At 41.9% G+C, this 26404-nt stretch carries 18 protein-coding genes; 17 read left to right on the forward strand and 1 reads right to left on the reverse strand.

What is annotated here, in order from left to right; genetic code table 11:
- The first annotated feature begins 92 nt into the window (after positions 1-92).
- On the forward strand, positions 93-857 hold the full coding sequence (locus AB2B49_RS03215) for a class I SAM-dependent methyltransferase (protein ID WP_320691913.1): 765 nt from the start codon (positions 93-95) through the stop codon (positions 855-857).
- Positions 858-992: 135 nt separating this feature from the next.
- Here AB2B49_RS03215 and AB2B49_RS03220 read toward each other — a convergent pair whose 3' ends face one another.
- A complete protein-coding gene (locus AB2B49_RS03220; protein WP_084878762.1) occupies positions 993-1844 on the reverse strand; it encodes a MurR/RpiR family transcriptional regulator in 852 nt (283 codons plus the stop codon).
- A 255-nt stretch (positions 1845-2099) separates the two neighbouring features.
- Here AB2B49_RS03220 and pbp2b point away from each other — a divergent pair, with 255 nt between their 5' ends.
- From pbp2b to AB2B49_RS03300, 16 genes are all read left to right on the forward strand, one after another.
- A complete protein-coding gene (gene pbp2b, locus AB2B49_RS03225) occupies positions 2100-4145 on the forward strand; it encodes a penicillin-binding protein PBP2B (RefSeq protein ID WP_001224842.1) in 2046 nt (681 codons plus the stop codon).
- A 10-nt stretch (positions 4146-4155) separates the two neighbouring features.
- Complete coding sequence (recR, locus tag AB2B49_RS03230) at positions 4156-4752, forward strand: recombination mediator RecR (RefSeq protein WP_125409633.1); 597 nt, start codon at positions 4156-4158, stop codon at positions 4750-4752.
- Positions 4753-4925: 173 nt separating this feature from the next.
- On the forward strand, positions 4926-5969 hold the full coding sequence (locus tag AB2B49_RS03235; protein ID WP_254733859.1) for a D-alanine--D-alanine ligase: 1044 nt from the start codon (positions 4926-4928) through the stop codon (positions 5967-5969).
- Between the two features lie 83 nt (positions 5970-6052).
- Positions 6053-7426 (forward strand): UDP-N-acetylmuramoyl-tripeptide--D-alanyl-D-alanine ligase, encoded by a 1374-nt coding sequence (locus tag AB2B49_RS03240; RefSeq protein ID WP_254733860.1) that lies wholly within the window; start codon positions 6053-6055, stop codon positions 7424-7426.
- Positions 7413-8024: an NUDIX hydrolase N-terminal domain-containing protein gene (locus AB2B49_RS03245; protein WP_071851243.1), complete on the forward strand. Its 612-nt coding sequence runs from the start codon at positions 7413-7415 to the stop codon at positions 8022-8024. Before AB2B49_RS03240 ends, AB2B49_RS03245 begins: the two co-directional genes overlap by 14 nt.
- A gap of 88 nt (positions 8025-8112) precedes the next feature.
- Positions 8113-8817, forward strand: coding sequence for a YwaF family protein (locus AB2B49_RS03250; RefSeq protein ID WP_071851241.1), 705 nt, complete (start codon positions 8113-8115; stop codon positions 8815-8817).
- Positions 8818-9032: 215 nt separating this feature from the next.
- Positions 9033-10403 (forward strand): cell division protein FtsA, encoded by a 1371-nt coding sequence (gene ftsA / locus AB2B49_RS03255; RefSeq protein ID WP_076984724.1) that lies wholly within the window; start codon positions 9033-9035, stop codon positions 10401-10403.
- A 16-nt stretch (positions 10404-10419) separates the two neighbouring features.
- Positions 10420-11676 (forward strand): cell division protein FtsZ, encoded by a 1257-nt coding sequence (ftsZ, locus tag AB2B49_RS03260; protein ID WP_000144261.1) that lies wholly within the window; start codon positions 10420-10422, stop codon positions 11674-11676.
- A 3-nt stretch (positions 11677-11679) separates the two neighbouring features.
- The gene (locus tag AB2B49_RS03265) at positions 11680-12351 is read left to right on the forward strand and encodes a YggS family pyridoxal phosphate-dependent enzyme (protein WP_076984723.1); all 672 of its coding nucleotides are present in this window, start codon (positions 11680-11682) and stop codon (positions 12349-12351) included.
- Between the two features lie 9 nt (positions 12352-12360).
- Complete coding sequence (locus tag AB2B49_RS03270; RefSeq protein WP_000053367.1) at positions 12361-12891, forward strand: cell division protein SepF; 531 nt, start codon at positions 12361-12363, stop codon at positions 12889-12891.
- Complete coding sequence (locus tag AB2B49_RS03275; protein ID WP_000576501.1) at positions 12891-13151, forward strand: YggT family protein; 261 nt, start codon at positions 12891-12893, stop codon at positions 13149-13151. The genes AB2B49_RS03270 and AB2B49_RS03275 overlap by 1 nt, the downstream gene beginning before the upstream one ends.
- Positions 13148-13939, forward strand: a complete 792-nt coding sequence (locus tag AB2B49_RS03280) for a YlmH family RNA-binding protein (RefSeq protein ID WP_000126363.1) — start codon at positions 13148-13150, stop codon at positions 13937-13939. The genes AB2B49_RS03275 and AB2B49_RS03280 overlap by 4 nt, the downstream gene beginning before the upstream one ends.
- An 8-nt stretch (positions 13940-13947) precedes the next feature.
- Positions 13948-14202: a DivIVA domain-containing protein gene (locus AB2B49_RS03285; protein WP_000028988.1), complete on the forward strand. Its 255-nt coding sequence runs from the start codon at positions 13948-13950 to the stop codon at positions 14200-14202.
- 16 nt (positions 14203-14218) lie between these two features.
- On the forward strand, positions 14219-15013 hold the full coding sequence (locus tag AB2B49_RS03290; RefSeq protein WP_044020427.1) for a DivIVA domain-containing protein: 795 nt from the start codon (positions 14219-14221) through the stop codon (positions 15011-15013).
- A gap of 251 nt (positions 15014-15264) precedes the next feature.
- Positions 15265-18057, forward strand: a complete 2793-nt coding sequence (gene ileS, locus AB2B49_RS03295; protein WP_076984722.1) for an isoleucine--tRNA ligase — start codon at positions 15265-15267, stop codon at positions 18055-18057.
- 295 nt (positions 18058-18352) lie between these two features.
- Entirely contained in the window at positions 18353-26395 is an 8043-nt protein-coding gene (locus AB2B49_RS03300; protein ID WP_320691914.1) for an SIALI-17 repeat-containing surface protein, read from the forward strand.
- The last annotated feature ends 9 nt before the right edge of the window (positions 26396-26404 follow it).

The raw sequence follows: 26404 nt of genomic DNA on the forward strand, positions 1-26404 counted from the left end.
TGACAAATTAAAATTTCTAGAGGTGAAAAAAATGTAATGGGAACCTATTCACCTGAAGTCGAAATCATATAAAATTACGAGGAGATTGTAAGATGAGTAATTATATAAAATTAAATGAGGATAGATGGAATAATGTAAAAAACGACTACACTGAGCCATTGACACAGGAAGAATTAGAAGAAGTTAGAAAGCATCCAATTTCTGTTGCCTTAACTGTTGGGGAAAAAGTTCCGATAGAATGGTTTGAAAAAGCAAACGGGAAAAAGATATTAGGGTTAGCTTGTGGTGGTGGACAGCAGGGTCCCGTTTTTGCTGCAAAAGGTTATGATGTCACCATTATGGATTTTTCCACATCACAATTAGAAAGAGATGAGATGGTCGCTAAAAGAGAAGGCTTAAAAATCAATACCGTTCAAGGCGATATGACAAAACCATTTCCATTTGAAGATGAAACTTTTGATATTATTTTTAATCCCGTTTCAAATGTATACATAGAAGATTTAGAAAACATGTATAAAGAAGCCTTTCGAGTATTGAAAAAGGGCGGTTTGTTAATGGTCGGATTTATGAATCCTTGGATCTACATGTATGATGCTGATACTGTATGGGATAAACCCGATGAGGAATTGCTTTTAAAGTTTTCAATCCCTTTTAATTCAAGAGAGCTTGAAGAGGAAGGCAAAATCACCATCAATCCAGAATATGGGTATGAATTTAGCCATACCTTAGAAAATCAGATTAGAGGACAACTAAAAAATGGTCTCGCTATGATCGATTTTTATGAATCGTGTGACAAAAGACATCGATTATCACGGTATGGAAATGATTATATCGCTACACTTTGCATTAAACTATAAACTTATAGAACGTACTTCTGGAGAATAGCTCGTTTTATTTTACGATTAGAATTTGCCCATCACCAAAATACAGTAGGGATGTTGGGAGCCTATTACCGTTTCAAAACAAAACAATCCTAGTTTGGTTGAGCCAAACTAGGATTTTCTAACGCGTTTTTGTCTACGATAGCCGTTGAGCTTTTTATTTTCCCAATAGCTGTTAAAGATTTTTTCTTTGCTCTCGCGATTGATTTCTAAAAAGTAGGCATAAATCAAATCTATTAAAATGAGCATAGGGAGTTGAGCGGAAATACGCTGGATGTAAGAAGATTGACTGTGGCTTGCGACAAGGACTGTTTCGGTATAGGCCTGACTGTTTTTGTTTGGAGCGCTGGTAAAGAGAATGGTCTTGGCACCCATTTCCTTAGCATCCAACAAACTATCGAGGACGGATTGGGTAGTGCCTGAGAGAGAAAAGCCAAGTACCAAACAGTTTTCATCCATGATACTGGTTGTCCAAGCAAAGCCATCCCGATCGGTCAAAGCTTCACAGACAACACCTAGACGCATAAAGCGCAGTTTCATCTCACGGGCAATCAGACCAGAACTTCCCGTTCCAAAAAAGTAAACACGTTCAGCGTCATCGATTAATTGGGCGACGCGTTCCAGTTGTTCTTCGTCGATCAAATCCTGTGTTTGTTCTCGCATGATACTGTAGCTTCTCAAAACACGTTTGGTCAAAGGACTGTGTTTGTGTGAATGAGTGTCCGGTTTACTAGCCTGGTGCTGGTATTGAAAGACGAACTCTCGGTAGCCTGTAAAACCACACTTTTTGGAAAAGCGGGTCAAGGCTGCTTGGGAGATATGTAATTTCTGGGTAACTTGCTGAGAAGAGAGATCATCTTGGATCGTTTCAGCTTGCAAAAAATAGCGAGCGATTTCTTGCTCGAGCTCGGTTAATTCTTCAAAATGGAGGTCGATTATGGTTGCGATATCTGGCTTGTTCATGAGGCTCCTTTTTATGAGTCAAAGTCTTAAAAGTTAACGCTTTCCTAACTATTACTATCATTATATCATAGAAAATAGGATAACCAAATAAAAAGGCATTTTCAATTAAAAGTCAAAAAATGCTTCGACTTTTCCAAGAGTTTCTCCGTAAAATATGGTACAATGAAATATACTGAGCTTCACCTGTTTGCTCTATTATTTTAGGGAAAATAAAGGTAGAAATCGGGAATTTTTCTAGAAAAGAGTCTTAGTTGTATGAGAAAATTTAATAGCCATTCGATTCCGATTCGGCTTAATTTACTATTTGCGATTGTCATCCTGCTCTTTATGGCCATTATTGGTCGTTTGTTATACATGCAGGTACTCAATAAAGATTTCTATGAAACAAAATTGGCCTCAGCCAGCCAAACAAGGGTAACAACCAGTTCAGCTCGTGGACAGATCTATGATGCGGCAGGGAAACCCTTGGTAGAAAATACTGTCAAGCAGGTTGTTTCTTTCACACGAAACAATAAAATGACGGCAGCTGAATTGAAGGAGACAGCCAAGAAACTCCTCACGTATGTAAATGTAACCTCCCCTGATCTGACTGATCGACAGATTGCAGACTATTACTTGGCGGACCAGGATATTTACAAAAAAACAGTCGAATCCTTGCCAAGCGATAAACGCCTGGATTCAGATGGGAACCGCTTATCGGAAGCGACACTTTACAATAATGCGGTTGAAAGCATTGACGTGAGTCAACTTAATTATACAGATGACCAGAAAAAGGAAATCTATCTCTTTAGCCAGCTCAATGCTGTTGAAAATTTTGCAACGAGCACCATTTCTACGGATGCCTTAGATGATACCCAAGTTGCTCTCGTTGCATCGGCATCCAAGGAATTACCAGGTATCAGCATTTCAACCTCATGGGATCGTAAAGTACTAGATACATCTTTATCGACAATCGTTGGTAGCGTTTCAAATGAGAAGTCAGGACTTCCAGCTGAGGAAGTTGATGCTTATCTCAAAAAAGGCTATTCTCTCAATGACCGAGTGGGAACTTCCTATCTTGAAAAGCAATACGAAGAAGTCTTGCAAGGAAAACGTACCGTCAAGGAAATCCATTTGGACAAGCACGGAGACATGGAGAGTGTAGAAAATATCGAAGAAGGAAGCAAGGGTAAAAATATCAAATTGACCATTGATTTGGCCTTCCAAGATAGCGTAGACAGTCTCTTGAAGAGTTATTTCAACTCAGAACTTGCCAATGGAGGAGCCAGATATTCTGAAGGTGTCTATGCAGTAGCCCTCAATCCTAAGACAGGTGCTGTATTAGCCATGTCAGGAATGAAGCACAATGTAGAGACTGGAGAACTGACCACAGACTCACTCGGAACTGTCACCAATGTCTTTGTTCCAGGATCTGTCGTTAAGGCTGCAACTATCAGTTCAGGTTGGGAAAATGGGGTCTTGTCAGGCAACCAAACCTTGACAGATCAACCAATCGTCTTCCAAGGTTCTGCCCCTATCAATTCCTGGTATACCCCTTATTATGATGGTTCTTTCCCAATTACAGCCGTTGAGGCCTTAGAATATTCATCCAATGCCTACATGGTTCAAACTGTCCTCGGGATTATGGGACAAACTTATCAGCCGAATATGACAGTAGGGACCAATAATCTTGAGTCTGCCATGGGAAAACTCCGTTCAACCTTCGGTGAGTATGGTTTAGGAGTTTCTACTGAGATTGACTTGCCAGATGAATCGACAGGATTTATCCCCCAAAAATTTGACTTGGCTAATTATTTAACTAATGCTTTTGGCCAGTTTGATAACTACACACCGATGCAATTAGCCCAGTACGTTGCAACTATTGCTAACAATGGTGTTCGTCTAGCTCCACATATTGTCGAGGGAATATACGACAACAATGATAAGGGTGGCCTTGGGGAATTAATCCAAGCAATAGATACCAAGGAAATCAACAAGGTCAATATTTCTGAATCAGATATGGCAATCTTGCACCAAGGATTTTACCAAGTATCGCATGGAACTAGTCCCCTTACGACAGGACGGGCGTTTTCAGATGGCGCCACTGTTTCTATCAGTGGTAAGACCGGTACAGGTGAAAGCTATGTAGCTGGTGGTCAAGATGCTAATAATACCAATGCTGTGGCCTATGCTCCAACAGAAAATCCTCAAATTGCAGTTGCAGTAGTCTTTCCTCATAATACCAATTTAACTAAAAATGTTGGGCCAGCAATTGCTCGCGATATTATCAATCTATACAACCAACACCATCCAATGAACTAGAAAGGAAGCCATGCTTTACCCAACACCTATAGCTAAGCTGATTGACAGTTATTCTAAACTTCCGGGTATCGGGATTAAGACAGCAACCCGGCTGGCCTTTTATACTATTGGAATGCCGGATGATGATGTCAATGAATTTGCCAAGAATCTCCTGTCTGCTAAACGGGAATTGACCTATTGTTCCATCTGTGGTCGTTTGACAGATGATGATCCTTGCTCTATCTGTACGGATCCGACTCGAGACCAGACAACCATCTTGGTGTTAGAGGATAGTCGCGATGTGGCTGCTATGGAAAACATCCAAGAATACCATGGACTCTATCATGTCTTGCACGGCCTCATTTCTCCGATGAATGGTATCAGCCCAGACGATATCAACCTCAAGAGTCTCATGACCCGTCTCATGGATAGTGAGGTTTCAGAGGTGATTGTGGCAACCAATGCGACGGCAGATGGGGAAGCGACATCTATGTATCTCTCTCGTTTGCTCAAGCCAGCTGGTATCAAGGTCACTCGTCTAGCACGAGGACTAGCCGTGGGAGCAGATATCGAGTATGCGGACGAAGTCACACTCTTACGAGCCATTGAAAATCGGACAGAGTTGTAGGAGTAGACAAATTTACGAACTAAATTTATTCATAAGAAAATTAAGGAGACCGACTTTGATGTTATAGGTCTCTTTTATGTTTCTTAAATTCTAGTACCATGTTCAAGTTTCAAAAAAGAAGCAAATATGATATACTAAAGAACGAGTATTCTATTAGAATTAGGACAAGCAATATGAAACAAACGATTATTCTTTTATACGGTGGGCGTAGTGCAGAGCGTGAAGTCTCTGTCCTTTCAGCTGAAAGTGTTATGCGTGCGGTCAACTACGACCGTTTCACAGTCAAGACTTTCTTCATCAGCCAGTCAGGTGACTTTATTAAAACGCAAGAATTTAGCCAGACTCCAGGTCAAGAAGATCGTCTCATGACCAATACAACTATTGATTGGGATAAGAAAATAGCGCCAAGTGCCATCTACGAAGAAGGCGCAGTGGTCTTTCCAGTTCTTCATGGCCCAATGGGAGAGGATGGCTCTGTTCAAGGATTCCTTGAAGTTTTGAAAATGCCCTATGTCGGCTGCAATATCTTGTCATCCAGCCTTGCCATGGATAAAATCACGACCAAGCGTGTCTTGGAGTCTGCTGGGATTGCCCAAGTACCTTATGTGGCTATCGTCGAAGGTGATGATGTGACTGCTAAAATAGCTGAAGTTGAAGAAAAACTGACTTATCCAGTCTTCACGAAGCCGTCAAATATGGGTTCAAGTGTCGGTATTTCTAAGTCTGAAAACCATGAGGAACTCCGCCAAGCTTTGGAGCTTGCCTTTCAATATGACAGCCGTGTCTTAGTAGAGCAAGGGGTGAATGCTCGTGAAATCGAGGTTGGTCTCTTGGGCAACTACGATGTGAAGAGCACGCTTCCTGGTGAAGTGGTCAAGGATGTTGCCTTTTATGACTATGATGCCAAATATATCGATAACAAGATTACCATGGACATCCCAGCCAAGATTAGTGATGATGTGGTAGCTATCATGCGTCATAATGCAGAAACAGCCTTCCGTGCAATCGGTGGCCTCGGTCTGTCTCGTTGTGATTTCTTCTATACAGATAAGGGCGAGATTTTCCTAAACGAGCTCAATACCATGCCAGGTTTCACCCAGTGGTCTATGTATCCACTACTTTGGGACAATATGGGAATCAGCTACCCAGAACTAATCGAGCATTTGGTTGACCTTGCTAAGCAAAGTTTTGACAAGCGCGAAGCGCATTTGCTATAAAATGAAAGAGAGGGTAGAAGCCGGAACTATCACTGCAAGGTGAGTCGAGTTCTCGGACTTCAACCCTTTTTAAAGGAGTAGAAATGAAATTAACAATCCATGAAGTTGCCCAAGCTGTTGGAGCTAAAAATGATGTTAGTCTTTTTGCGGATGCCCAGTTAGAAAAAGCTGAGTTTGACAGTCGTTTGATTGGGACGGGAGATTTGTTTGTGCCACTTAAAGGTGCGCGTGATGGTCATGACTTTATCGAAACAGCTTTTGAAAATGGTGCAGCAGTAACCTTGTCTGAGAAAGAGGTTGCAAATCATCCCTACATTCTAGTAGACGACGTTTTGACTGCCTTTCAAACCCTCGCAGCCTACTATCTTGAAAAAACGGCAGTTGATGTCTTTGCTGTTACGGGTTCAAATGGTAAGACAACGACCAAGGATATGTTGGCGCATTTACTGTCAACAACCTACAAGACCTACAAAACACAAGGGAACTACAATAACGAGATCGGACTTCCTTATACAGTTCTTCATATGCCTGATGATACTGAAAAGTTGGTCTTGGAGATGGGGCAGGATCACTTGGGAGATATCCATCTCTTGTCTGAATTGGCTCATCCAAAAACAGCCATCGTGACCTTGGTTGGAGAAGCTCATTTGGCCTTTTTCAAAGACCGTTCGGAAATCGCCAAAGGAAAAATGCAGATTGCAGATGGCATGGCTCCGGGTTCTGTTCTCTTAGCACCAGTCGATCCGATTGTCAAGGACTACTTGCCTACAGATAAAAAAGTGGTCCGTTTTGGGCAAGGAGCTGAGTTAGAAATCACAGACTTGGTTGAGCGCAAGGATAGTCTGACCTTTAAGGCTAATTTTTTGGAACAAGCCCTCGATTTGCCAGTGACAGGTAAGTACAATGCCACCAATGCTATGATTGCTGCTTATGTGGCTCTTCAAGAAGGAGTGTCAGAGGAGCAAATTCATCAGGCCTTCCAAAATCTGGAATTGACGCGTAACCGTACTGAGTGGAAGAAAGCAGCCAATGGAGCAGATATTCTGTCTGACGTATACAATGCCAATCCAACTGCTATGAAGTTGATTTTGGAGACATTCTCTGCCATCCCAGCTAACGAAGGAGGCAAGAAAATCGCTGTCTTGGCAGACATGAAGGAACTCGGCGACCAGTCAGTCCAACTCCATAACCAGATGATTTTAAGCCTATCACCAGATGTGCTGGATACCGTTATTTTCTACGGAGAAGATATTGCGGAATTGGCTCAACTTGCCAGTCAAATGTTCCCAATCGGTCATGTTTTCTACTTTAAAAAAACAGCCGACGAGGATCAATTTGAAGACCTAGTCAAGCAGGTCAAGGAAAGCCTCGGCGCCAATGACCAAATTTTGCTCAAAGGCTCGAACTCCATGAATCTAGCCAAGTTGGTAGAAAGTTTAGAAAATGAATGCAAGTGATTTTGCCAAGTATCTGCAAAGAATGCTAGCCATTACGGATACTGGATTAACCTTTACAAAAGATCCTTTCGACCGTGAGCGCTACGAGGACTTGCGAAGCCTGTTATCTGAAATGTTGAATCAGGTATCAGACCTCGATGCAGAAGAAGTTGCAGAAGTCATGAAACCAACTTCCGCTTATGCAACTCCTCTGATGGACGTCCGTGCTTGGATTGTTGAGGATGAAAAAGTCTGTTTAGTTAGAGGAAAAGGGGAGGATAGTTGGGCTTTGCCAGGTGGTTTTGGTGAAGTTGGCTATTCTCCAACCGAAAATATTCTTAAGGAAATTGAAGAAGAAACCGGCTTTACAGCAAAAGCTAAAAGGTTACTTGCAGTTTTTGACACCAATCGTTTCCAACTACAGAGCAAACAATATGCAAAGTTTGTCTTTGAATGCCAACTTCTTGACGGACAATTTCAAGAGAATCAAGAAATTGCGGACCTTCAATTTTTTGCCATTGACCAATTGCCAGTCTTATCTGAAAAACGCATCACAAAAGAACAAATGGAGATTCTTTGGCAGATTCATCAAGGACAAAGAGACCAATATCTTGACTGAGAAGATTATTATCGTATTTCTGAATTCATTTTTTTCGATTGACATGGTATAATATGTGAGAAGATTTTGAAATAATGAGGAATATTAAATGAATTTATGGGATATTTTCTTTACGACGAAAGCTACAGAACCACCCCAATTTGATCTTGTCTGGTATGTAAGTTTATTTACTTTATTAGCTTTGACCTTCTATGCTTCTTATCGCTATTACGATAAAAAAGTCTATCAACGTTTTTTCCAAATTTTACAAGCTGTCCAGTTGATTCTTCTCTATAGTTGGTACTGGGGAAATCACATGCCGTTGTCAGAAAGTTTACCATTTTATCATTGTCGTATGGCGATGTTTGTAGTGCTATTACTTCCTGGTAAGTCAAAATACAAGCAATATTTTTCTCTACTTGGAATCTTTGGAACGCTTGCGGCTTTTGTGTATCCAGTACCCGATGCCTATCCTTTTCCCCACATAGCCATCCTGTCTTTCATTTTTGGTCACCTAGCTCTTCTAGGAAATTCTTTGGTTTATTTATTTAGACACTATGACCCTCGATTATTGGATGTTAAGGGGATTGTTTTATTAACCTTCTCACTTAATGCTCTGATTTTTGTGGTTAATTTAGTGACTGGAGGAGATTATGGGTTCTTGACAAAGCCACCATTGGTTGGTGATCATGGCTTAGTGGCTAATTATCTGATTGTGTCGCTGGTATTAGCTACAGCCATTAGTTTGACCAAGAAAGTATTAGAAGTTTTTTTAGAGCAGAAAGCAGAAAAAATACTTGTGAAGAAAGCTTAAGTATAAGCTTTCTTTTTTTGTAAAAAACGATACTTTTTTAAAGTAAGGCTGCTAAGATAAAAAAATAGAAATAAAAAGTGAAAAATGACTAGGAAATTTATCAAAATCTAAGCACAATAAGATTTTTTGTGTTATAATATTCTTTGAATAGCTATGCCCAAACATAGTTATTAAATAGAAGTGAGAAACTTGGAAGACAGAGAGGATGCGATGTAATGACTAGAGATGGTTTTTTTACAGGCTTAGATATCGGAACTAGCTCGATTAAAGTGCTAGTAGCTGAGCATAGAGATGGCGAAGTAAATGTAATTGGTGTTAGTAATGCCAAAAGTAAAGGTGTAAAAGACGGAATTATTGTTGATATTGAAGCAGCTGCTTCAGCAATCAAATCTGCAATCACACAGGCAGAAGAGAAAGCTGGTATTTCTATTAAATCTGTCAACGTTGGCCTTCCAGCAAACCTCTTGCAGGTTGAACCAACACAAGGAATGATTCCTGTCACTTCAGATACCAAAGAAATCACAGATCAAGATGTTGAAAATGTTGTCAAATCAGCTTTGACAAAGAGCATGACTCCTGACCGTGAAGTGATTACCTTTATTCCAGAAGAATTCATTGTGGATGGTTTCCAAGGAATTCGTGACCCTCGTGGTATGATGGGTGTCCGCTTGGAAATGCGTGGTCTGCTTTACACAGGTCCTCGTACGATTCTACACAATCTTCGCAAGACGGTTGAGCGTGTAGGCATTCATGTTGATAATGTGATTATTTCACCTTTGGCAATCGTGAACTCCGTTCTCAATGAAGGCGAACGTGAATTTGGTGCGACTGTCATTGACATGGGTGGAGGTCAGACTACTGTAGCGACTATCCGTAACCAAGAATTGCAGTTCACTAACATCTACCAAGAAGGTGGAGACTACGTTACTAAAGACATTTCTAAAGTCTTGAAAACATCTCAAAAAATTGCAGAAAGTTTGAAACTGAACTATGGTGAAGCTTACGTTCCACTTGCAAGTAACGAAACTTTCCAAGTTGAAGTAATTGGTGAAGTAGAACCTGTTGAAGTAACAGAAAGCTATTTGGCAGAAATTATCTCAGCACGCATCAAACATATCTTTGACAAAATCAAACAAGAGTTGGAAAGAAGACACTTGTTGGATTTGCCAGGAGGTATCGTCCTTATCGGTGGAAATGCAATTTTACCAGGAATTGTTGAATTAGCCCAAGAAGTATTTGGTGTTCGCGTAAAACTCTATGTACCAAATCAAGTTGGAATTCGCAACCCTGCATTTGCGCACGTGATTAGCTTGTCTGAGTTTGCTGGTAAATTGACTGAAGTCAATCTTCTTGCTCAAAAAGCAGTTAAAGGAGATGAATTCCTTCGTCAAAAACCAATCAACTTTGGTATTCCAAATCAACGTTTGAATCCAGTAGCGCAACCAAGTCCAGCACAAACAGCTCCAGCTGAAACTGTGCAGGAAACTCCAGTTGCTCCCAAGGAAGAATTCCAAGCAAGTTCTCAAAGTAAACCGAAGCTAACAGAACGTTTCCGTGGTTTGATCGGAAGCATGTTTGATGAATAAAAGAGGATAAGAAATTATGACATTTTCATTTGATACAGCAGCAGCTCAAGGCGCAGTTATTAAGGTAATTGGTGTCGGTGGTGGTGGTGGTAACGCCATTAACCGCATGGTTGACGAAGGTGTTGCTGGTGTAGAATTTATCGCAGCCAACACTGATGTACAAGCCCTTAGCAGTACGAAAGCAGAAACAGTTATCCAACTTGGTCCAAAATTGACTCGTGGTTTGGGTGCTGGAGGTCGTCCAGAAGTTGGACGTAAAGCTGCAGAAGAAAGTGAAGAAGCTTTGACGGAAGCTATCACTGGAGCGGACATGGTCTTTATCACTGCAGGTATGGGTGGTGGATCTGGTACAGGTGCAGCCCCTGTTATTGCACGTATCGCTAAAGATCTTGGTGCTCTTACAGTTGGTGTTGTGACACGTCCTTTCGGATTTGAAGGAAGCAAACGTGGCCAGTACGCTGTAGAAGGAATCAACGAACTTCGCGAGCATGTTGATACTTTGTTGATTATCTCTAATAACAACTTGCTTGAAATCGTTGATAAGAAAACGCCACTTCTTGAAGCTCTTAGCGAAGCAGATAACGTTCTTCGCCAAGGTGTTCAAGGGATCACTGACTTGATCACGAACCCAGGATTGATTAACCTTGACTTTGCTGACGTGAAAACTGTAATGGCCAACAAAGGGAATGCCCTTATGGGTATCGGTATCGGTAGTGGTGAAGAACGCGTTGTTGAAGCGGCTCGTAAAGCAATTTACTCTCCACTTCTTGAAACAACAATCGATGGTGCAGAGGATGTCATCGTCAATGTTACTGGTGGTCTTGATTTGACCTTGATTGAAGCAGAAGAAGCTTCAGAAATCGTCAACCAAGCAGCTGGCCAAGGTGTAAACATCTGGCTTGGAACATCAATTGATGAAAGCATGAAGGATGAAATCCGTGTTACAGTTGTAGCGACAGGTGTTCGTCAAGAGCGCGTGGAAAAAGTAGTTGGAGCTCGTAACAACCAACCAGTTGGACGTCCATCAACTAAAGCGCCACAAGCACACACATTTGACCGTCAATTCGACTTGGAAGAGACAGCAGAATTGCCTAAATCAAGCCCACGTCGCTTTGAAACAAACCAAGCGTCTGCTTTTGGAGACTGGGACTTGCGTCGTGAGTCTATTGTTCGCCAAACAGATCCAGTTGTTTCACCAGTAGAACGCTTCGAAACACCAGTTTCACAAGATGAAGATGAATTGGATACACCTCCATTCTTCAAAAATCGTTAATCAATGAATTTGAAAAAAAATACTGAATTAGTTTTTCAGCAAATAGCTGATGCTAGTCAAGAAGCCAACCGTGCTCTAGATGCTGTTTCAGTAATCGCAGTGACAAAGTATGTAGATGTACAAACAGCGGAAGCCTTGCTTCCGCTTGGTGTCCGTCATATAGGTGAAAATCGAGTCGATAAATTTTTAGAAAAATATCAGGCCTTGAAAGATTACCCAGTTACTTGGCATTTAATAGGAACACTACAGAGACGGAAAGTGAAAGAAGTAATCCCATATGTGGATTACTTTCATGCTTTAGACTCCTTAAAGTTAGCCCAGGAAATTCAAAAGAGAACAGATCATGTTATCAAGTGTTTCTTGCAGGTCAATATTTCTGGGGAAGAAAGCAAGCATGGGTTTTCAAAAGAAGAATTGCTAGAACTTTTGCCAGAATTGGCTGAGTTAGATCAGATTGAGTATGTTGGTTTAATGACCATGGCTCCTTTTGAGGCAGACAGTGAAGAATTGAAAGAAATTTTCAAGGATACGCAGGCTCTGCAAGCAGAAATTAGAGAAAAACAAATCCCTAATATGCCGATGACAGAGCTAAGCATGGGAATGAGTCGTGATTTTAAAGAAGCGATTCAGTTCGGCTCAACCTTTGTTCGAATCGGTACAGCATTTTTTAAATAGGAGAGAGCTATGTCTTTAAAAGATAGATTCGATAAATTTATAGATTATTTTACAGAAGACGGAGAAGAAACGACTAACTACCAGACTCAACAAGAGGAAACAGTTAGCCCAGCCATCTCATCTTCTAAAGAATTACCAGCACCTGCTCAGTCAGGATCAGCAAAAGATGCAAATATTACTCGTCTTCATGCGCGTCAGCAAGAATTGGCAATGCAAAGCCATCGTTCAGATGAGAAAGTGACAATTGACGTTCGCTATCCAAGAAAATATGAAGATGCAACTGAGATTGTAGATTTGTTGGCTGGAAATGAAAGTATTTTGATTGATTTCCAATACATGACAGAGGTTCAAGCCCGTCGTTGCCTTGATTACTTGGACGGAGCCCGCCATGTCTTAGCTGGGAATATGAAAAAAGTTGCGAGTACGATGTATCTATTGACGCCTGTCAACGTTGTCGTGAATATTGAAGATATCAAACTTCCAGATGAATCACAAAGCGCTGAGTTTGGTTTTGATATTAAACGAAATAGAGCAAGATAATGATTTTCTTAATCCGTTTAATCCAAAATGCGGTTAGCATTTATTCCATCATTCTCGTTGCATTTGCTCTTCTTTCATGGTTTCCAAATGCCTATGAAAGCCAGTTAGGTCGCTTAGTTATCAGACTTGCTCGCCCAGTTATTGAGCCCCTTCGTAAGCTCAATCTACAATTTGCTGGTCTTGATTTTACGGTTTGGGCAGCGCTGATTCTGATTCAGTTTGTTGGAAATCTCTTAACACGACTAGTCTTATTACTATGACAGCAAATCGAGCCATTTATCAGCATTTTTCCCAAGATGATATTCCCTTTATTGATAAGGGGTTAGAGTGGATCAAGCGGGTAGAAGATACCTATGCACCGGTACTTACTCCTTTTATCAATCCCCATCAGGAACAGATTTTGAGGGTACTAGCTGGGACATATGGACTGGGTTGCCAAAGTAGTGGTGATTTTCTTCCGACAGAGTCGGTTCGAGTTCTTCTCTATCCAGATTACTTTGAACCGGAGATATCAGACTTTGAAATGGCCTTGTTGGAAATTTGCTATCCGAGTAAGTTTGAGCAACTGAGTCATGGAAAAATATTGGGAACAATTATCAACCAACTAGGAATTGACCGTAAATTATTTGGTGATATCTTGGTAGATGAAAAGAGAGCACAGATTTTTGTCAATCGTGATTTCATTCCTCTTTTTCAGGATGGAATAAGAAAGATTGGCAGACTTCCTGTATCGCTGGAGGAACGTCCTTTTACCGATAGGATTTTGTCTAAAATTGATTATAGAGAACGAGAAATTTTAGTTTCGAGTTTTCGATTGGATGCCCTCTTATCAAGTGCCTTGAAATTATCTAGAAACCAAGCTAGTCAACTGATAGAGAAAAAATCTGTCCAGGTAAATTATCATGTGGTTGAAAAATCTGATTACCAGGTTGCAGTTGGGGATTTGATCAGTGTGAGAAAGTTTGGTCGTTTGAAAGTTGTTAAAGACAATGGTCAGACCAAAAAGGATAAGAAAAAACTAACAGTCAGGCTACTTTTAAGCAAGTGAGAAAAAATATGTCGATTACACCACAAGAAATAAGTGATAAAGCTTTCTCAAGAACATTCAGAGGCTACAATCAGGAAGAAGTTGACCTATTTCTAGATAAGATTTACTTTGAATTAGAGGAGATGATTCGATACAAAGATGAAACTGAACTCTATATCAAAAAACTAGAAGAACGTCTTTCCTATTATACGAATGATATTCCTAAGAGAACAGTAACAAGCGAGCAAGAACCAGAAGCAATTAATGATTCTATTTTTTATTAAGTAAGTGAGGAAAAGTATGCCAATTACATCGTTAGAAATTAAAGATAAAACCTTTGGTACAAGATTTAGAGGTTTTGATCCAGAAGAAGTAGACGAGTTTCTGGATATCGTTGTTCGTGACTACGAAGACTTGGTTCGTAGCAATCACGATAAAGAGACACACATCAAGAGTTTGGAAGAACGTTTGTCTTACTTTGATGAGATGAAGGATTCCTTGAGTCAGTCAGTTTTGATTGCTCAAGATACAGCGGAGCGTGTTAAACAAGCTGCTCAAGAACGTTCAAACAATATTATTCAACAAGCTGAACAAGATGCTCAGCGTTTGCTTGAAGAAGCGAAATACAAGGCAAATGAAATTCTCCGTCAGGCTACAGATAATGCGAAGAGAGTGGCTGTTGAGACAGAAGAGTTGAAGAATAAGAGCCGTGTATTCCATCAACGCCTCAAGTCTACGATTGAAAGTCAATTGGCTATTGTCGAGTCATCTGATTGGGAAGATATTCTTCGCCCAACAGCTACTTACCTTCAGACAAGTGATGAAGCCTTTAAAGAAGTGGTGGGTGAAGTTCTTGGTGAAACTGTATCTTTACAACCAGAGGAAGAGCCTATTGATATGACTCGTCAATTCACACCAGAAGAGGTTGCTGAATTACAAGCTCGTATCGAGGCTGGTAACAAAGAATTAGCTGAGTTTGAAGCTCAACAAAACCAACAGACAGAAGAAAGTGACCAGCATGAAGAGTCAGTTGAAGTAGAAGCTACTGCGGCAACTGAGAACGATGCAAATAAAGAATCTGTTCTTATCCTATAAAAAATGTGAGAACAAGATCCAACCAACTATATTTTCAGCGAGCGGGAGATGGTGAGAGTCCTGCAATCCCTAGTGGTTAGATTATCCTCTCAAGCAATCCAGTCCGAAAACAGTAAGACTAGACGTCCCCCACGTTACGGGAAAAGAGGAAAAGAGACCCTGTCTTTTTTCGAACAAAGGTGGTACCACGATTTTCGTCCTTTTTGCGAATCGTGGTTTTTATTTTGTCAATTTAAATTAAAGGAGTAACAATGAAACTTAAAGAAACCCTCAATCTAGGGAAAACAGACTTTCCAATGCGTGCTGGTCTTCCAACCAAAGAACCAGTTTGGCAAAAAGAATGGGAAGAAGCAAAACTTTACCAACGTCGTCAAGAATTGAACCAAGGAAAACCTCATTTCACCTTGCATGATGGACCTCCGTATGCAAACGGAAATATCCACGTTGGACATGCCATGAACAAGATTTCTAAAGATATTATTGTTCGTTCTAAGTCTATGTCAGGTTTTTACGCCCCTTATATTCCAGGTTGGGATACACATGGATTGCCAATCGAGCAAGTCTTGGCAAAACAGGGCGTTAAACGCAAAGAAATGGACTTGGTTGAGTACTTGAAACTTTGCCGCGAGTACGCTCTTTCTCAAGTAGATAAACAACGTGAAGACTTTAAACGATTGGGTGTTTCTGGTGACTGGGAAAATCCTTATGTGACCTTGACTCCGGACTATGAAGCGGCTCAGATCCGTGTCTTCGGAGAAATGGCTAAGAAAGGCTACATCTACCGTGGTGCCAAGCCAGTTTACTGGTCTTGGTCATCTGAATCAGCTCTTGCTGAAGCGGAAATTGAGTACCATGACTTGCTTTCAACTTCCCTTTACTATGCTAACCGCGTCAAAGACGGAAAAGGTGTGCTCGATACAGATACTTACATCGTTGTGTGGACAACTACGCCATTTACCATTACGGCCTCTCGTGGTTTGACAGTTGGAGCAGATATTGATTATGTATTGGTACAACCAGCTGGTGAATCTCGTAAGTTTGTAGTTGCCTCAGAATTGTTGAATAGCTTGTCTGAGAAATTTGGCTGGGCGGATGTGCAAGTCTTGGCGACCTACCGTGGTCAAGAATTGAACCACATTGTGACAGTCCACCCATGGGATACGGCTGTAGATGAGTTGGTAATCCTTGGTGACCACGTTACGACTGACTCTGGTACTGGTATTGTCCATACAGCCCCTGGTTTTGGTGAGGACGACTACAATGTTGGTGTTGCCAACGGCCTTGAAGTTGCTGTAACAGTTAACGAACGCGGTATTATGATGGAAAATGCTGGTCCTGAATTTGCGAGTCAGTTCTATGACAAGGTTGTGCCGACTGTTATCGAAAAACTGGGTGATTTACTCCTTGCTCAAGAAGAAATCTCCCACTCATATCCATTTGACTGGCGTACCAAGAAACCAATCATCTGGCGAGCTGTTCCACAATGGTTTGCCTCTGTATCTAAATTCCGCCAAGAAATCTTGGATGAAATTGAAAAAGTGAAGTTCCACTCAGAATGGGGTAAAGTTCGTCTCTACAATATGATTCGTGACCGTGGAGACTGGGTTATCTCTCGTCAACGTGCTTGGGGAGTTCCCCTTCCTATCTTCTATGCTGAAGACGGAACGCCAATCATGACTGCTGAGACTATTGAACATGTAGCTCAACTCTTTGAGGAACACGGTTCTATCATCTGGTGGGAACGTGATGCTAAGGACCTCTTGCCAGAAGGATTTACTCATCCAGGTTCACCAAATGGCGAGTTCAAAAAAGAAACAGACATCATGGACGTATGGTTTGACTCAGGTTCGTCATGGAATGGAGTGGTGGTCAACCGTCCAGAACTCAAATACCCAGCAGACCTCTACCTAGAAGGTTCTGACCAATACCGTGGTTGGTTCAACTCATCACTTATCACATCTGTTGCCAACCATGGCGTTGCTCCTTACAAACAAATCTTGTCACAAGGATTTGCCCTTGATGGTAAAGGTGAAAAGATGTCTAAATCTCTTGGGAACACCATTGCTCCAAGCGATGTTGAAAAACAATTTGGTGCGGAAATCTTGCGTCTCTGGGTAACAAGTGTTGACTCAAGCAACGACGTGCGTATCTCTATGGATATCTTGAGCCAAGTCTCTGAAACTTACCGTAAGATCCGGAACACACTTCGCTTCTTGATTGCCAATACATCTGACTTTAACCCAGCTCAAGACGCAGTAGCTTACGATGAGCTTCGTTCTGTTGACAAGTACATGACCATTCGCTTTAACCAGCTTGTGAAAACGATTCGTGATGCTTATGCAAACTTTGAATTCTTGACAATCTACAAGGCCTTGGTGAACTTCATCAACGTTGATTTGTCAGCCTTCTACCTTGATTTTGCGAAAGACGTTGTTTACATCGAGGGTGCCAAATCACTCGAACGCCGTCAAATGCAGACTGTCTTCTATGACATTCTTGTCAAAATCACTAAACTCTTGACACCAATCCTTCCTCACACAGCAGAGGAAATCTGGTCATATCTTGAGTTTGAAGCTGAAGAATTTGTTCAATTGTCTGAATTACCAGAAGCTGAAACTTTTGCCAACCAAGAAGAAATCTTGGATACTTGGGCAGCTTTCATGGACTTCCGTGGACAAGCTCAAAAAGCCTTGGAAGAAGCACGTAATGCCAAAGTTATCGGGAAATCACTCGAAGCACACTTGACAGTTTATCCAAACGAAGTGGTGAAAACTCTTCTTGGAGCAGTGGATAGCAATGTAGCTCAACTTTTGATCGTGTCAGAATTGACCATCGCTGAAGGTACAGCTCCAGAAGGCGCAGTTAGCTTTGAGGATGTTGCCTTTACAGTTGAACGCGCTGCAGGTGAAGTTTGTGACCGTTGCCGTCGTATCGACCCAACAACAGCAGAACGCAGCTACCATGCAGTCATCTGTGATCACTGTGCAAGCATCGTAGAAGAAAACTTTGCAGACGCTGTCGCAGAAGGATTTGAAGCGAAATAATCAGATTAGAAATATGTCTTCTCATAGTTTAAGATGAGAGGAAAGGTAAAAGAGAGAAAGTCATTTCTCTCTTTTTTTGCTGGTAAAAGCTTAGGACAAAGATGTAGAAATTCAACATTTTTAGGGAAAGTTTTAAGTTGATTTTTTGAGATTCTTTTAAAAAGAGAGATCGTTTTTTGGTACTTTTCAAAAGCTTGTGTTGCTTCTAAAAATCGCGACAAATAATTTGAATAATCAAGTGAAATCGGGTAGAATAGAAAGGATTGAATAATATATTGAAGAGGAAATTTTGAGAATGAAACATCAGTTTTATGGAGAAAAACGACAGCGCTTTTCTTTCCGGAAGTTGTCCGTTGGGCTCGTTTCGGCTACTATTGGAAGCTTCTTTTTGAATGGGCAAATGGCTGAGGGCTTGACTTCTGTGAAGGCAGCAGAAATTCAAAGTCAGCAGTCTGCTCAGGTCAAATACCACTACGTAGTGGAGTCTGAATTGACGGAGGCAGAGAAGAGTGCCTTGATCAGGGAGATTCCAAAGCATGTTGAGGATGCTTCAGAGACCTATTACTTAGTTTATCGTCCGACTACTCAAGGGGATTCATCTGGAGTATTGCCTAAGACAGGTCACTCTGGCCTTTGGGAATCAACTTTTACAGCGATGGGTCTTGCATTACTAGTGCTTGTAGTTGTTAGAGGCAGAAATGGGAAGAGGTATTTATCTTCGATCTTGTTGGTAACTGGGATGGGATCTATACTTCTATCTCCAACAGTCTTAGCAGTGACGAATATCGAACTTGCAGCATATAATCAAAGTCTTAACTTGGGTCTCGGAGAATCCCTTCCAGCACCATTGAAAATTGACGGTTATGACTATATCGGTTACTTAAAGAATAAAGAACAAAATGATAGTCATTTAGCTCATTCTGCTCTGAAGGAAAATCTGACACTTGATTTAGAGAAAGAGAAGGGAAGTGAACTTAAGCCGAGTGAAACAAATCCTGATATGAAAGAGATTGTTTCGGATAAGGGTGATGCTTTAACTGAGGGAGAAAGAGAAGCTATAGCTGCTAAGGAGAGAGAGTCTGCTCGTCTAAGCACCGTTTATGACTTGCCAGAACTAAAAATTAGTGAGCAGGAGTCAGTTCAAGAACTTCCTTATCAGACAAAATACCAATATTCCGATGAATTGGCTCAAGGGCAATCAAAAGTTATACAATCTGGTGTTCGAGGTCAACGTACAGTAGTGACTCGTCATTTTCGTAAGGATCAAGAAATCGTGAAAAGCGAAATGATCTCTGATCAAGTGACGGTTGAACCTGTTTCTGAAATTATTTTAGTTGGAACAGCTCCAACTAACTCGATACCAAAAGAAACTCCAGTTCACGAAGTTCCAGAATTGGCAGAATATGGCACAAGTGCTGAGACAGCGCCAGTTCACGAAGTTCCAGAACTGACGGAATACGGTACAACTCCTGAAATAGCGCCAGTTCACGAAGTTCCAGAATTGGCAGAATATGGCACAAGTGCTGAGACAGCGCCAGTTCACGAAGTTCCAGAACTGACGGAATACGGTACAACTCCTGAAATAGCGCCAGTTCACGAAGTTCCAGAATTGGCAGAATATGGCACAACTCCTGATACAGCTCCTGTTCACGAAGTTCCAGAATTAGCAGAGTATGGTACAACTCCAGAGACAGCGCCTGTTCATGAAGTTTCAGAATTAACAGAGTACGGCACAACTCCAGAAACAGCGCCAGTTCACGAAGTTCCAGAATTGGCAGAATATGGCACAACTCCTGATACAGCTCCTGTTCACGAAGTTCCAGAATTAGCAGAGTATGGTACAACTCCAGAGACAGCGCCTGTTCATGAAGTTTCAGAATTAACAGAGTACGGCACAACTCCAGAAACAGCGCCAGTTCACGAAGTTCCAGAATTGACAGAGTATGGCACCAGTCCTGAGACAACTCCAGTTCAAGAGATTCCAGAACTGACGGAATATGGGACTAATCCTGATACAGCTCCTGTTCACGAAGTTCCAGACTTGGCAGAGTATGGCACCAGTTCTGATACGCCTCCAGATCAAGAGATTCCAGAACTGACGGAATATGGGACAAATCCTGATACAGCTCCTGTTCACGAAGTTCCAGAATTGGCAGAGTATGGCACCAGTTCTGATACGCCTCCAGTTCAAGAGATTCCAGAACTGACGGAATATGGGACAAATCCTGATACAGCTCCTGTTCACGAAGTTCCAGAATTGGCAGAGTATGGCACCAGTTCTGATACGCCTCCAGTTCAAGAGATTCCAGAACTGACGGAATATGGGACAAATCCTGATACAGCTCCTATTCATGAGAATTCTGAGTTGGAATTGACTACAAATGATGAGGTTAGAATAGAAAAGATTGATTTTTCTATTGACGAGCAATATACAGATGAGATTCCAGAAGGAAGTCGTCAGATTACAACTCCAGGTGTCCAAGGTGAGCGGACCATCAAGACTCGTGTTTACAGCTCTAACGGTCAAGTGGTTGACCGTCAAGAGTTGTCTAATGAAGAAACCTTGGCTCCAGTAACGCAAATTGTCAAAGTCGGGACGGCTAAACCAAGCATGGTGCCAAATGAAGCACCAAAAGCAGATATTCTGTCAGAATATCCGTTGACTTATACTGACGAAATTCGTGTAGAGAAAATAGCCTTCAACATCGAGGAGCAACATACGGACGAATTGGTTCAAGATGCCCGCCAGATCGCAACACCAGGTGTTGAGGGTGAGCGTACGATTAAGACTCGTGTCTTCAGTTCCAATGGTCAGGAAATCGATCGCCAAGAATTGTCTAATGAGGAAACCCTAGCTCCCGTAACACAAATTGTCAAGGTCGGCACTGCTAAACCAAGCATGGTACCGAACGATCCACCGCAAGTAGACGCCCTGCCAGAGTATCCGTTGACTTATACTGACGAAACGCGCGTAGAAAAAATCAACTTTAGCATTCGTGAAGAAGAAACGGATGAATTGGTTCGTGATGCCCGCCAAATCACAACTCCAGGAGTCCAAGGTGAGCGTACGATTAAGACTCGTGTCTACAGTTCTAACGGTCAAGAGGTTGACCGTCAAGAGTTGTCCAATGAGGAAACCCTAGCTCCTGTAACTCAAATTGTCAAAGTCGGCACGGCTAAACCAACCATGGTACCAAATGAAGCGCCGAAAGCAGACGCTTTACCAGAGTATCCGCTGACTTATACCGACGAAACTCGGGTTGAGAAAATACCCTTCAACATCGAGGAGCAATATACCGATGAGCTTGTTCGAGATGCCCGCCAAATCACAACTCCGGGAGTACAAGGTGAGCGCACGATTAAGACTCGTGTCTACAGTTCCAATGGTCAGGAAATCGACCGCCAAGAGTTGTCTAATGAGGAAACCTTGGCTCCTGTAACGCAAGTGGTCAAGGTCGGAACGGCTAAGCCAACCATGGTACCGAGTGAAGCGCCGAAAACAGAGGCTCTGCCAGAGTATCCACTGACTTATACAGATGAAACGCGCGTTGAAAAAATCAACTTTAGCATTCGTGAAGAAGAAACGGTTGACTTGGTTCGTGATGCCCGCCAAATCACAACTCCAGGTGTTGAGGGTGAGCGTACGATTAAGACTCGTGTTTACAGCTCTAACGGTCAGGAAATCGACCGCCAAGAGTTGTCTAACGAGGAAACTCTAGCTCCAGTAACACAAATCGTCAAAGTCGGAACTGCTAAACCAACCATGGTACCGAGTGAAGCGCCGAAAGCGGAAGCTTTAGAGGAGTTCGATTTAATTTCACTGCATAATCTCTTGGCAGAATCGGATCAGATTAAAGCTCAGGCCCGTTATTTCAACGATAGTCAGAGTCATCAAGATAACTATGATGCTGCTTTGACGGCAGGTCAAGCGATTCTGAGCCAATCCCAAGCCAGCCAAGCAGAAGTCAACCAACTGGTGGAACAAATCAATCAAGCCAAGGCTCAATTAAGTGGTCTTGAAGTTGTTAAAACGGCTCTTCAGACTGAGTACGATTTAAATCCAACGATTAAAACTTCTGTTAAATATAAGAATGCGGATTCAGAAAAGCAGACAGCTTATACTGACGAATTGACCAAGGCAGAGGGAGTTTTGAACAATCAGACTGCTACACAAGTACAGGTCAACCAAGCTCTTGCTAGCCTGACAGCATCCAAAGAAGCTCTAAATGGAGTGCCTAAAGTCAAGCCGACTGTTGCGGTTTTAAGTCTGACTGAGAATGCTGATGATAAGTCGGTTACGGTTCAATATAGATTGGAAGACCAGACCCAGTCCTTCCGTTCGGCGACTGCAGAATTGTATCAGGGAGATCAGCTGATTCGCACTCTTCCAATTACCAACTTTGCTGGCAGCCTGAAAATTGGCGACCTAGACTACTACACAGGTTACACTCTAAAAACCAAGTTGACTTATGAACTAGATAATGGCAGCTTTACTGAGTTTGAAACAGACAGTCGTAACTTTGAGTTAGAATACAAGAAGATTGCCTTCCGTGATATTGATTCTGTTGAGTTTTATCATAAAGAAAACGACCAATACAAGCGTTTTGTATCGATGAGCTCCATGCCTACGGATCTGTCTACCTACTTCGTTAAGATCAAATCAAGCGAATCCAAGGAAATTCTCCTACCAGTTCACAGCATTTCTGAAGCAGAGAAAGATGGCAAGGCAGTCTATAAGGTTAATGTAACCCTTCCTGAACTCGTCCAAGAAAGTGAAACGGGCTACAAGTCTGGGCACGACTTCTACATCAGTAAGGCAGTCCCAAGTCAGCAAAATGTCTACACTAGCTTTGCAGGATTGGTAGAAGCTATGAAGCGAAATATGGCAGGAAATTATGTTCTGGGAGCTGATTTGGATGCGAGTGAGGTCAACTTAGCTCCTGCGGATTATGTCTACCTCAAAGGAAACTTCACCGGCAGTCTGACAGGTAGTCAAAATGGTAAGCAATACGCGATTTACAATCTAGCCAAACCTTTATTTGAAAACCTGAAGAGTGGTTCTGTTATTTCCAATATCGACTTTAAAGACGTGAATATCGTGGGTACCTATGACTCGGCTGCGCTGGCACGCAATGCGGAGAATGCGCGAATCACAGATGTTTCTGTTCAGGGGAGAGTATCGGTAGTAGGAAATGCTTCTAACGTGGCGGGTCTAGTAGTTAATGGAACCAATACGAAAATTACAAATAGTTCCTTTACGGGAACTATCCTATCTAACAGTCAACACATCAAAGCTTATAATGTAGGTGGTTTGGTTGCAAACCTTAAAGGAGGAGAATCTCTTCTTAGCCAAAGTAAAGCAGATGTAACAATTATTAGTGGTGCACGATCAAATGAACAACGTATCGGTGGTTTGGTTGGACGTCTAGAAAATAATGCTCGAATCACCAAATCGTATGTTACAGGAAAACTATATAATGCAACCACTAATGGTCAAATCGGTGGAGTGGTCGGCTCGAACTACTTTAATGGTTTAGTTGATAATGTTATCAGTAATGTCAGTGGTACAAATGTTTACAGTATTTCTGGGGATCAGGGCTATAAAAACGACCGCATTACGCAAGCATATAAAGTTGCTAAAAGTGAAACCTTGAAGAACGATCAGTTTGTTACTTCTACTATTACTCAAGAAGAAATGGAAGAAAAACTGACTGCCATGGACATCACGACTAGCCTAGATGACACGAATCTAAATATGCGTTTTGTCGACTATGGTGAGGTAAACAATGCTCAGTTCGACCGCGGATATTCTTATGCAAATATGGAGAAGCTGCTTCCTTTCTACAATAAAGAAACCATTGTTTCGTTTGCTAACAAGATTCCGAAAGAGCATAAGTTGAACAGGGAGTACCTACTGGATGTTGTTCCGATGAAGGGTGACCAGATTATCACTGATATCCATAGCAATAAAACTGTAATCAATCGTTTGATGCTTCACTACATGGACAATACCATTGACTATCTAGAAATATCTTATCAGGGAGATTTCGTCAACCAAGGTATTGCTGAGTATAGGATGAAGGGATTAGATCTTCTTTATACTCCAGAAGCCTTTGTATCAGATTATACTAGTATTCTAAATCAAGTGTTGCCAGAGCTGAACAAGGTCGTTCTTGATTCGCCAGCTATGCGAACTGCTCTCGGAGTAGCCGCAGATACTTCTTTGGATGAACTATACTTAGACACCGCATTTACGCAAGTGAAAAGTAAGCTATCAGGTGAGCTTCGCAAAGTGCTGGCTATGGATAAGGCTATCAATACTGAAGGTGAAGTAGTTAAGGATTATCTTGTTAAGAAGATTCTTGCTGATAAAGAAGCTTTCCTATTAGGTTTGACTTACCTTAACCGTTGGTACAATATCAACTATGATAACTTTAATGTCAAAGACTTGTCGGCTTACAAGTTGGATTTCTATGGTAAGAATGACGTTTCGGTTCTTGATACAATCATTGCTTTAGGGAAATCAGGACTTGAGAATCTCAAGGCTAAGAACAACTATACAGCGTATGATAATTCGCTCTCTGAAGCAACTGGCAAGCGAGGACTCTTCAATTACCTTGAAGGCTACCGTCAGCTCTTCCTTCCATACAAGACCAATAATGAATGGCTCAAGACCAATACAAAAGCCTACATCGTTGAGGCTAAATCCGATGTAGCAGAAGCGAGACAGCTTCAGGACGCAGCCGAGGGCAAGAGCAAGTACTCTGTCGGTGTTTATGACAAGATTACAGCAGATAATTGGGAACACAAGGGCATGCTCCTACCACTCTTGACCATGACTGAGAAAGGTGTCTATGCTATCTCTAATATGTCTACCCTCTCTATGGGAGCTTATGATCGTTACCGCCTGGATGCCAATAACAGAGTGCGCACAGACGCAGAACTAATTGAATATGTTGAAGACAGAGTGAGAAAAACAGCTGAATACCAGCGCGACCACTATGATTTCTGGTATAAGATTCTGAGTCCAGAAAGCAAGGACAAGCTCTTCCGTTCGGTTCTGGTTTATGATGGATTCTCATTGGTTGACAAGAATGGTCAAAGATATTGGGCACCAGCTAATGACAAAAAATCACAGGCTATGCAGGAATTCTTTGGACCAGCTGGCAAGTGGTATCCAAGCAAGGGCTATAATGCCTATGCTACGGGTAGTGTAACTCACTTTGATGCTGCTAAATTGTTGGAAGACTATGGTAACTCAGTCTACACGCATGAGATGACCCATAACTCTGACGGTGCTATTTACTTTGAAGGTTATGGTCGTCGTGAGGGACTAGGCGCGGAACTCTATGCTCGCGGACTCTTGCAATCTTCGCCGAGCGCAGATGAATCAACCATTACGCTCAATACTCTCTTCAAGGTGGACAAGGATTCTAAGACACGTCTACACACATATAACTTCAAGGAACGTGTTCAAAATGAAGCAGACCTACAACACTATGTCCATGGTATGTTTGACATGATCTACACCTTGGACTATCTAGAAGGTACTTCTATGTTGAAGCAGAGCGATGCTGCCAAGTTACAGTGGTTCAGGAAGATGGAGAATTACTATATTACAGATAAGTATGGTAAGGAGACCCACGCAGGTAACCAGACGCGAAGCTTCACTGCTGAAGAAATCAAGCAGCTGAAGACCTTTGACTCCTTGATTGAAAATGATGTGATCACTCGTCGGGAGAACAAGGAAAGCGGAAAATATGATCGAAATGGCTACCTCAGTCTCAGCCTCTTCTCACCAATTTACTCAGCCTTGAGCAATCCAAATGGAGCGCCAGGTGACGTTATGTTCCGTCGCACAGCCTATGAATTACTGGCAGCCAAGGGCTATCATGACGGATTTGTCCCTTATGTTTCTGGTCAGTACTCTCAGGAAGCCTTCGATGAAGGGATGAAAACGTGGGATGGATGGTCTGGAAGAGATGTCGGTCTCGTGACAGACCAGAAAGTCTTGGAAAATGTATTTAAAGGTGAATACACCTCTTGGGCAGCCTTCAAGAAGGCCATGTACAAGGAGCGGATTGATCAGCTGACCAAGCTGAAGCCAATTACCATTGAGTACGAGCTTAAAAATCCAAACAGTACCAAGAAAGTAACCATTCGTTCTTATGCAGAGATGCAGCAGTTGATGGACGCAGCCGTGGCAGAGGATGTACGCAACATTACCAATGCTACTAGCCGTGTCGAAGCTAGCTGGGTTAACCTGCTCAAGAAGAAGATTTACAATGCTTATCTTCGTGAGACAGACGACTTCAGACAGTCTATTTTCAAGAAATAAGGAAACGAT

Source organism: Streptococcus jiangnanensis (assembly GCF_040888325.1).
GTDB classification, from domain to species: Bacteria; Bacillota; Bacilli; order Lactobacillales; family Streptococcaceae; genus Streptococcus; species Streptococcus jiangnanensis.

What these genes read in the sequence shown, in the direction of transcription:
- AB2B49_RS03220 (WP_084878762.1), bottom strand. Translation starts at nt 1,844, where the DNA reads ATGAACAAGCCAGATATCGCAACCATAATCGACCTCCATTTTGAAGAA.
- pbp2b (WP_001224842.1), top strand. Translation starts at nt 2,100, where the DNA reads ATGAGAAAATTTAATAGCCATTCGATTCCGATTCGGCTTAATTTACTA.
- ftsZ (WP_000144261.1), top strand. Translation starts at nt 10,420, where the DNA reads ATGACATTTTCATTTGATACAGCAGCAGCTCAAGGCGCAGTTATTAAG.
- ileS (WP_076984722.1), top strand. Translation starts at nt 15,265, where the DNA reads ATGAAACTTAAAGAAACCCTCAATCTAGGGAAAACAGACTTTCCAATG.
- ftsA (WP_076984724.1), top strand. Translation starts at nt 9,033, where the DNA reads ATGACTAGAGATGGTTTTTTTACAGGCTTAGATATCGGAACTAGCTCG.
- AB2B49_RS03300 (WP_320691914.1), top strand. Translation starts at nt 18,353, where the DNA reads ATGAAACATCAGTTTTATGGAGAAAAACGACAGCGCTTTTCTTTCCGG.
- AB2B49_RS03290 (WP_044020427.1), top strand. Translation starts at nt 14,219, where the DNA reads ATGCCAATTACATCGTTAGAAATTAAAGATAAAACCTTTGGTACAAGA.
- AB2B49_RS03215 (WP_320691913.1), top strand. Translation starts at nt 93, where the DNA reads ATGAGTAATTATATAAAATTAAATGAGGATAGATGGAATAATGTAAAA.
- AB2B49_RS03245 (WP_071851243.1), top strand. Translation starts at nt 7,413, where the DNA reads ATGAATGCAAGTGATTTTGCCAAGTATCTGCAAAGAATGCTAGCCATT.
- AB2B49_RS03275 (WP_000576501.1), top strand. Translation starts at nt 12,891, where the DNA reads ATGATTTTCTTAATCCGTTTAATCCAAAATGCGGTTAGCATTTATTCC.
- AB2B49_RS03270 (WP_000053367.1), top strand. Translation starts at nt 12,361, where the DNA reads ATGTCTTTAAAAGATAGATTCGATAAATTTATAGATTATTTTACAGAA.
- AB2B49_RS03265 (WP_076984723.1), top strand. Translation starts at nt 11,680, where the DNA reads ATGAATTTGAAAAAAAATACTGAATTAGTTTTTCAGCAAATAGCTGAT.
- AB2B49_RS03280 (WP_000126363.1), top strand. Translation starts at nt 13,148, where the DNA reads ATGACAGCAAATCGAGCCATTTATCAGCATTTTTCCCAAGATGATATT.
- AB2B49_RS03240 (WP_254733860.1), top strand. Translation starts at nt 6,053, where the DNA reads ATGAAATTAACAATCCATGAAGTTGCCCAAGCTGTTGGAGCTAAAAAT.
- AB2B49_RS03235 (WP_254733859.1), top strand. Translation starts at nt 4,926, where the DNA reads ATGAAACAAACGATTATTCTTTTATACGGTGGGCGTAGTGCAGAGCGT.
- recR (WP_125409633.1), top strand. Translation starts at nt 4,156, where the DNA reads ATGCTTTACCCAACACCTATAGCTAAGCTGATTGACAGTTATTCTAAA.
- AB2B49_RS03250 (WP_071851241.1), top strand. Translation starts at nt 8,113, where the DNA reads ATGAATTTATGGGATATTTTCTTTACGACGAAAGCTACAGAACCACCC.
- AB2B49_RS03285 (WP_000028988.1), top strand. Translation starts at nt 13,948, where the DNA reads ATGTCGATTACACCACAAGAAATAAGTGATAAAGCTTTCTCAAGAACA.